The sequence below is a fragment of the Phycicoccus avicenniae genome, assembly GCF_018139485.1.
In the GTDB taxonomy this organism is placed as follows: domain Bacteria; phylum Actinomycetota; class Actinomycetes; order Actinomycetales; family Dermatophilaceae; genus Phycicoccus; species Phycicoccus avicenniae.
Map to the genome: position 1 here is coordinate 103,625 of NZ_JAGSNF010000013.1, position 6,786 is coordinate 110,410.

Sequence of the window (6,786 nt, forward strand, 5' to 3'; positions counted from 1 at the left end):
GGGTGTACCGGGCCCGCGCGGTCCCGACCCGTGCCGTCGGCGGTCAGGGTGCGGGACTACCGTGGCGGGAGACGTCGAGGCAGGGAGGAAGGGAGCGATGGGACGCGCACGCCGGGCTCGCCGGATCGCCGCGACGGCGGCCTACGGCGGCGGGGGCCTCGCCGCGGCGGGGGCCGCCGTCGGCGCCGTCGGCTACGGGCTGATCAAGGTCGAGGCGGCGCTCGCCCGACGGGTCATCGGCCGTCCCTTCGACACCTCCCCGGACGACGAGGGGGTCTACGGCGCGGGTCCCGGGACGCCGTGGGAGGTCGTCGTCCTCGGTGACTCCTCCGCCGCGGGGATGGGCGCCGACGAGCCCCACGAGACCGTCGGGGCGACGATCGCGCTCGGGGTCTCGGCCCTCACCGGACGGCGCGTGCGCCTGACGAACCGCGCCGTCGTCGGCGCCGGGTCCGGGGACCTCGAGCGCCAGCTCGCGAACGCGCTCGAGGTCGTGCACCGCCCCGACGTCGTCGTCGTCATGATCGGCGCCAACGACGTGACGCACCGGACCGAGCGCTCCGTCGCGGTCCGCCACCTCGAGACCACCGTCCGTCGCGCACGGGCCGTCGGAAGCGAGGTCGTCGTCGGCACCTGCCCGGACCTCGGGACGATCCAGCCGGTGCAGCAGCCGCTGCGCGCCCTCATGCGCCGGTGGTCGCGCGACCTCGCCGCCGCCCAGACCGTCGCCGTCGTCGAGGCGGGCGGGCGCACGGTGTCGCTCGGCGACCTCCTCGGCGCCGAGTTCGCCGCCTCGCCGCACGAGATGTTCAGCAAGGACCGCTTCCACCCGTCCGCCGTCGGGTACGCCCGCGCGGCGGCCGCGCTGCTGCCGTCGGTGTGCGCCGCGCTCGGCGTCTGGGGTCCGGACACCCTCGACCGCGCGCCCGAGACCCGCCGGGGCGAGGCGGTCGGCCCGGTCGCCGTCGCAGCCGGACAGGCCGTCCTCGAGCCGGGGTCGGAGGTCTCGCCCACGGAGGTCGGCGGACAGGCCCGCGGGCCGCGCGGCCGGTGGGCCGTCGTGCTGCGACGTCGCCCCGGGCCGGGTGGCGCGGAGGCGAGTGGGGCGGAGACGGGTGGGGCGGAGACGGGTGGAGCGGCAACGCACCCTGACCCCGCTGCCGACGCGGTGCCGACGGGCGACGGTCCGCCGTCCGGCCCCGGGGGCACGCCCGCGGACGGTCGCGGCTGACCGGAGCCGCCGTCCGACGTGGCCGTCAGGGCAGGGACCGGCGCACCTGCGTGAGGGTGACCTCGACCCCGTCGCCGTCACCCTCGGCGTAGGCGTCCCAGGTGAGCACGGTGAGCTGCTCGGCGAGGACGGCGTCGCCGAGGTCGGGGACGGGTGTCCCGGGCGCGGTCCGGGCGGCCAGGTCCTCGAGGACCTCGCGGACGAGCGGGACGACGGGCCCGAGACGTTCCGGAGGGAGCTCCGACCACCGGCGCCTGATCCGCTCGAGCTCGCGGCGGGCGCCCTGCGGGACGACGTCGGCCCCGGGTCGCGCCGACGACGACGCCGGGGTGGCGTGGGCCACCCCGGCGTCGTCGATGCGGTCTGCGGTCACTCCGAGCGCAGGCGCGCGATGAGCCGCAGGAACTCCAGGTACAGCCAGACGATCGTGACGATGAGCCCGTGCGCGAGGAGCCAGGAGTACTTCTGCGGCGCCCCGGTCTTGATGGCGTACTCGATCGAGTCGAAGTCCAGCGCGAGGGTGACGGCCGCGAGCCCGACGGCGAAGAGCGAGATGCCGATCCCGAGGGCACCGGTGCCGCCGAAGCCGAACGGGGTGCTCGTGAACATCGCGTAGCCGAAGTTGACGAGGGCGAAGATCGCGTAGCCGAAGACCATCATCGTGACGATCCGCCGGAACTTGGCGGTCACCTTGATGAGGCCGACCTTGTAGGCGAAGAGCATGCCGGCGAAGGTCGCACCGGTGGCGAGCACGGCCTGCGCCACGATCCCCTGGAACGCCGGAGTCCCCGGCGGGTCGAAGGAGACCGCGAAGAGCTGGCTGATCGCGCCGACGAAGAGGCCCTCGACGACCGCGTAGCCGACGATGAGCGGCACGCTGAGCGTCTTCTTGAAGGCGATGACGAGGCCGAGGACGAGTGTCGCGATCATGCCGCCCATCGCGACCATGAACCCGAGGCCCGGCAGGGCCGCGGCGATGCCCCAGCCGACGGTCGCGAGGACCAGCACGACGGCGAAGAGGCCGAGCGTCTTCATCACGACGTCGTCCATCGTCACGACGCGGTCGGTGCCCTGGCGCACGGCCGAGGGGGCGCTGTACATGTCCTCCAGCTGGCGGGCGCTCAGCTGGTCGTTCGCGGCGTGGGACGCTCCTGCGGCGCCGGCGCCTCCCTGGCCGCCGGTGCGGAAGCCGGCGTACCCGGCGCGGGCGTCCTTCTCCAACCGGTTGAAAGCCGGGTTGTTGGCCATCGGTCCTCCGTGATGGTCGTGGCGGTGGATGTCACCGTCGGTGTGTACCAGCCTAGACGTTCCGGGTCGCGGCTGAGTTCCCGCTGAGAGCCCCTGTGGACGCCGGGAGCGCCGCCGCGACACCGCTCCCCACCCCTCTGCCGAACTTCGCCCGTCGCCCCAGGCGGGCGGCCCCCGTGCCGCCGGCCCGTCCCCTCCGCTCCGTCGTGCGTGCTACGGCGCGGTACTGGTCGTGATCACGACGGTTCCGGCGATCCGGACCGCGACATGGAGCGCACCATGGCGGTCGAGGGGCACCGCCGCTCTCACTCCGTTCGAGCGTCTCCCCGACTCCCGTCGGCAGGCGCTGACGCGCCCCCGACGGGGCACCGCCGCTCTCACTCCGTTCGAGCGTCTCCCCGACTCCCGTCGGCAGGCGCTGACGCGCCCCCGACGGGAGTCGAACCCGCACCTGGGGCGATTTTAAGTCGCCTGCCTCTGCCGGTTGGGCTACGGGGGCGCGCTCACGGTAGCGCGACGGCCCGGTACGACCGGTGCTCGGTCAACGGGCGGCGACCGAGAGGGCGATGCCGTCGAGGATGTCGTGCTCGCTCGTCACGACCGCCGCGCCGGGCGAGCGCAGCGCCACCCGCCCGAGCAGCTCGTGCCAGACGAGCGCCCCGGCCCCGATGACGTCGACCCGACCTGGGTGCATGTAGGGCAGCGCACCGCGCTCGTCGCGGGTCATCCCGAGGAGCTCCCGCGACGCCTCGCGGTGGGCGTCCAGCCCGACGCGCGCGAGGTGGACCGCGTCGCGGTCGTACGCGGCGAGCCCCAGCACGTGGGCCGTCACCGTCGTGATCGACCCGGCGAGCCCGACGACCGCGCCGAGCCCGGACAGGTCGACCACCTCCTCCGCCTCGTGGAGGGCGAGGGCGACGTCGGCCCGCGCGGCGACGACCTCGTCGTCGGTCGGCGGGTCGCTCGCGAGGTGGCGCTCGTGGAGCCGGACGCAGCCGATGTCGACCGACCGACCCGCCTCGACGTCGTCGGTCCCGCGGACGAGCTCGGTCGAGCCGCCGCCGAGGTCGACGACGAGGTAGGGACCGGGCACGCCGAGGCGGCGCAGGTCCCCCGTCGCGCCCGTGAACGACAGCCGCGCCTCCTCGTCCCCCGGCACGACCTCGGGCGCGACGTCGAGGTCGCCGAACGCCTGGACGACGCCGCAGACGAACTCGTCGGCGTTGCGGGCGTCCCGCGAGGCCGAGGTGGCGACGAACCGCGCGTCCTCGACACCGTGCTCGCGGCACGTCGCGGCGTACTCCCGGGACACCGCGAGGGTCCGCTCCATCGCCTCGGGCGCGATGACACCCGTGCGGTCGATGCCCTGGCCGAGGCGGACGACCTCGGTCCGGCGGACGACGTCGGTGAGCAACCCCTCGTCGTCGACGTCGGCCACGAGCAGCCGGATGGAGTTCGTGCCGCAGTCGACCGCGCCGACCCGTCGTGCCGTCATCGGTCCTCCTCGCCGTCGTCGGAACCCGGGTCGTCCGTGCCTGCGCTGCTGCACGGGTGCCGCTCCCACCACGGCCCGAGCATCTCCAGCGCCTCGTCGCCGAGCGGGTTGACGCCCGGCCCGGCCGCGAGGGAGTGGGCGGCCAGCACGTGGAGGCACTTGACCCGGATCGGCATGCCACCGGCGGACACCCCGGCGATCTCCGGGACGTCACCGAGCTCGGCGCGGCGCCGCAGGTAGTCCTCGTGGGCGGACTCGTACCGCGTCCGCAGCGCGGGGTCGGACTCCAGCCGGTCGGTCATCTCGCGCATGACGCCCTGGCTCTCGAGCGTCGACAGTGCGCCGGTGAGCCGAGGGCAGGTCGCGTAGAAGGACGTCGGGAAGGGGGTCCCGTCCGGCAGCCGCGGCTCGGTCCGCACGACGTCCGGCTCGCCGCAGGGGCACCGGTGGCCGACCTCGACCACACCCCGCGCCGCGCGCCCGAGCTGGCGGGAGACCGCCTCGACGTCCGCGGCGGCGACCGGGGCCCGGTCGTCGCCCGCGGTCACTGCTGCGCCCCGGGGGCGTCGGCCGTCCGGACCGACTGCCACACCGTGTCGTACCAGGGACGTGGCGGCTCGACGTCCCCGAGGCCGGGGCCCTCGACCGACGGGGCGCCGCCGTCCTCGGGCTGCGGGTCCAGGACGGTGAAGGCGCGCTCACCAGGGCGCACGAACTTCAGCCGCTCGCGCGCCTGCTGCTCGACGTAGGCCGGGTCCTCCCACCGCTCGCGCTCGGCCCGCAGCTCCGCGACGTCGGCCTGCTGCTGCGCCACCTGGTCGCGCAACGCGGCGATCTCGGTGCGTTGGCCGAACCAGGCCGCGACCGAGGAGGCGAGGAAGACGGCGAGCAGCGCGACGATCGTGCCGAGCACGGCGACCCGTCGGACGACCCGGTTCGTCACCGCGCCGGTCGCCCGGCCGCGCCAGCCGGACGGGGTGCGCCGGACGACCTTCGCGGTCGTCGTCCCGCTCGCGGACGAGCGGGCCGCGGCGCTCGCCGACGGCGTCCGTCCCCCGTTCCGGGTGGTCGCGGCGCGAGCGGTCGAGGTCCGCGTCGAGGACGTGCGACGGGACCCGGACGCGCGCGCGGCGGACCCACCCCGCGAGGGCCGCGAGGTGGGTCCGCTCGAGCGTCCGCGCATCCGGCGGGATCCGCTCAGCCCTGGCGGGCGGCGAAACGCGGGAAGGCCCCGGCGCCGGCGTAGACCGCCGCGTCGTCGAGCTCCTCCTCGATCCGGAGCAGCTGGTTGTACTTGGCGACGCGCTCGGACCGGGCCGGGGCGCCGGTCTTGATCTGGCCGCAGTTCGTCGCGACCGCGAGGTCCGCGATCGTCGTGTCCTCGGTCTCGCCCGAGCGGTGGCTCATCATGCAGCGGTAGCCGTTGCGCTGGGCCAGCGAGACGGCGTCGAGGGTCTCGGTGAGCGAGCCGATCTGGTTCACCTTGACGAGCAGCGCGTTGGCCGTGCCGGAGTCGATCCCGCGGGCGAGACGCTCGGGGTTGGTGACGAAGAGGTCGTCGCCGACGATCTGGACCTTGTCGCCCACGCGGTCCGTCATCGTCTTCCAGCCCTCCCAGTCGTCCTCGTCGAGCGGGTCCTCGATGGAGACGAGCGGGTAGGCGTCGACGAGCTCGGAGTAGTAGTCGACCATCTCCGCGGCGCTCTTGCTGCCACCCTCGAAGCTGTAGACGCCGTCCTCGCAGAACTCCGTGGCGGCGACGTCGAGCGCGAGGGCGATCTGCTCGCCCGGGGTGTAGCCGGCGCGCTCGATGGCCTCGACGATGAGGTCGAGGGCGGCGCGGTTCGACTCGAGGTCGGGGGCGAAGCCGCCCTCGTCGCCGAGGCCCGTCGCGAGGCCCTTCTCCTTGAGGACGGCCTTGAGCGAGTGGTACACCTCGGCGCCCCAGCGCAGGGCCTCGCGGAAGGTCTCGGCGCCGATCGGCGCGATCATGAACTCCTGGATGTCGACGTTGGAGTCCGCGTGGCTGCCGCCGTTGAGGATGTTCATCATCGGCACCGGCAGGACGTGCGCGTTCGGGCCGCCGACGTAGCGGAAGAGCGGCAGGTCGGCGGAGTCGGCGGCGGCGCGGGCGACGGCGAGGCTCACGCCGAGGATCGCGTTCGCGCCGATCTTCTCCTTGTTCGCGCTGCCGTCGACGGCGAGCATCTCGGCGTCGACGAGCCGCTGCTCGCTCGCCTCGAAGCCGAGGAGCTTCGGGCCGAGCTCGTCGATGACGGCGTCCACCGCCTTCTCGACGCCCTTGCCGAGGTAGCGGCCCTTGTCGCCGTCCCGGCGCTCGACGGCCTCGAAGGCACCCGTCGAGGCACCGCTCGGGACGGCCGCCCGGGCGACGGTGCCGTCGTCGAGGGCGACCTCGACCTCGACGGTGGGGTTGCCGCGCGAGTCGAGGATCTCGCGCGCGCCGACTGCATCGATGCTGGCCACAAACAGCTCCTGTGGGAGGAGGGACACGGTTCGTCCCCGAGCGTAGCCGGGGTGGCGCACGTCACTCGGGACCGACCCGCACGGCGGACGCCCGGTCGGGCCGCCGCGGCCCCACCTCCGGTCCCGAGCCTGATCCTCGTCGACGAGCCCGCTTCCCGACGTCGAGCCTGATCCTCGTCGTCGAGCCTGATCCTCGTCGACGAGCCCGCTTCCCGACGTCGAGCCTGCTGCAGCAGGCTCGACGACGAAGAGGCGGCATCGCGCCGCCCCCCGGGGGCGGACACCCCGGGTGTCCGGGGCCAACCGGGCCCCCAGGCGGGTTGCG

Annotated in this window: 7 protein-coding genes and 1 tRNA gene; 1 reads left to right on the forward strand and 7 read right to left on the reverse strand. The window is 74.6% G+C overall.

Translation table 11 applies throughout. From position 1 onward, the window contains the following. The first annotated feature begins 97 nt into the window (after nt 1-97). Nucleotides 98-1,231, forward strand: a complete 1,134-nt coding sequence (locus tag KC207_RS10250; RefSeq protein WP_211602922.1) for an SGNH/GDSL hydrolase family protein — start codon at nt 98-100, stop codon at nt 1,229-1,231. Between the two features lie 25 nt (nt 1,232-1,256). Here KC207_RS10250 and KC207_RS10255 read toward each other — a convergent pair whose 3' ends face one another. The 7 genes from KC207_RS10255 to eno form a co-directional block, all read right to left on the reverse strand. Further along, nucleotides 1,257-1,604 (reverse strand): hypothetical protein, encoded by a 348-nt coding sequence (locus KC207_RS10255; RefSeq protein ID WP_211602923.1) that lies wholly within the window; start codon nt 1,602-1,604, stop codon nt 1,257-1,259. Further along, complete coding sequence (locus KC207_RS10260; protein WP_211602924.1) at nt 1,601-2,479, reverse strand: Bax inhibitor-1/YccA family protein; 879 nt, start codon at nt 2,477-2,479, stop codon at nt 1,601-1,603. The genes KC207_RS10255 and KC207_RS10260 overlap by 4 nt, the downstream gene beginning before the upstream one ends. A gap of 424 nt (nt 2,480-2,903) precedes the next feature. Next, nucleotides 2,904-2,978: transfer RNA gene (locus KC207_RS10265), tRNA-Leu, on the reverse strand. Between the two features lie 42 nt (nt 2,979-3,020). Further along, entirely contained in the window at nt 3,021-3,974 is a 954-nt protein-coding gene (locus tag KC207_RS10270) for a Ppx/GppA phosphatase family protein (protein WP_211602925.1), read from the reverse strand. Next, nucleotides 3,971-4,522 carry a DUF501 domain-containing protein gene (locus tag KC207_RS10275; protein WP_211602926.1) on the reverse strand — a complete coding sequence of 184 codons (552 nt, stop codon included), beginning with the start codon at nt 4,520-4,522 and terminating at the stop codon, nt 3,971-3,973. Before KC207_RS10275 ends, KC207_RS10270 begins: the two co-directional genes overlap by 4 nt. Further along, complete coding sequence (locus KC207_RS10280) at nt 4,519-5,157, reverse strand: FtsB family cell division protein (RefSeq protein WP_211602927.1); 639 nt, start codon at nt 5,155-5,157, stop codon at nt 4,519-4,521. The genes KC207_RS10275 and KC207_RS10280 overlap by 4 nt, the downstream gene beginning before the upstream one ends. Before the next feature lie 14 nt (nt 5,158-5,171). Continuing rightward, nucleotides 5,172-6,461, reverse strand: a complete 1,290-nt coding sequence (gene eno / locus KC207_RS10285; protein ID WP_211602928.1) for a phosphopyruvate hydratase — start codon at nt 6,459-6,461, stop codon at nt 5,172-5,174. Between the last annotated feature and the right edge of the window lie 325 nt (nt 6,462-6,786).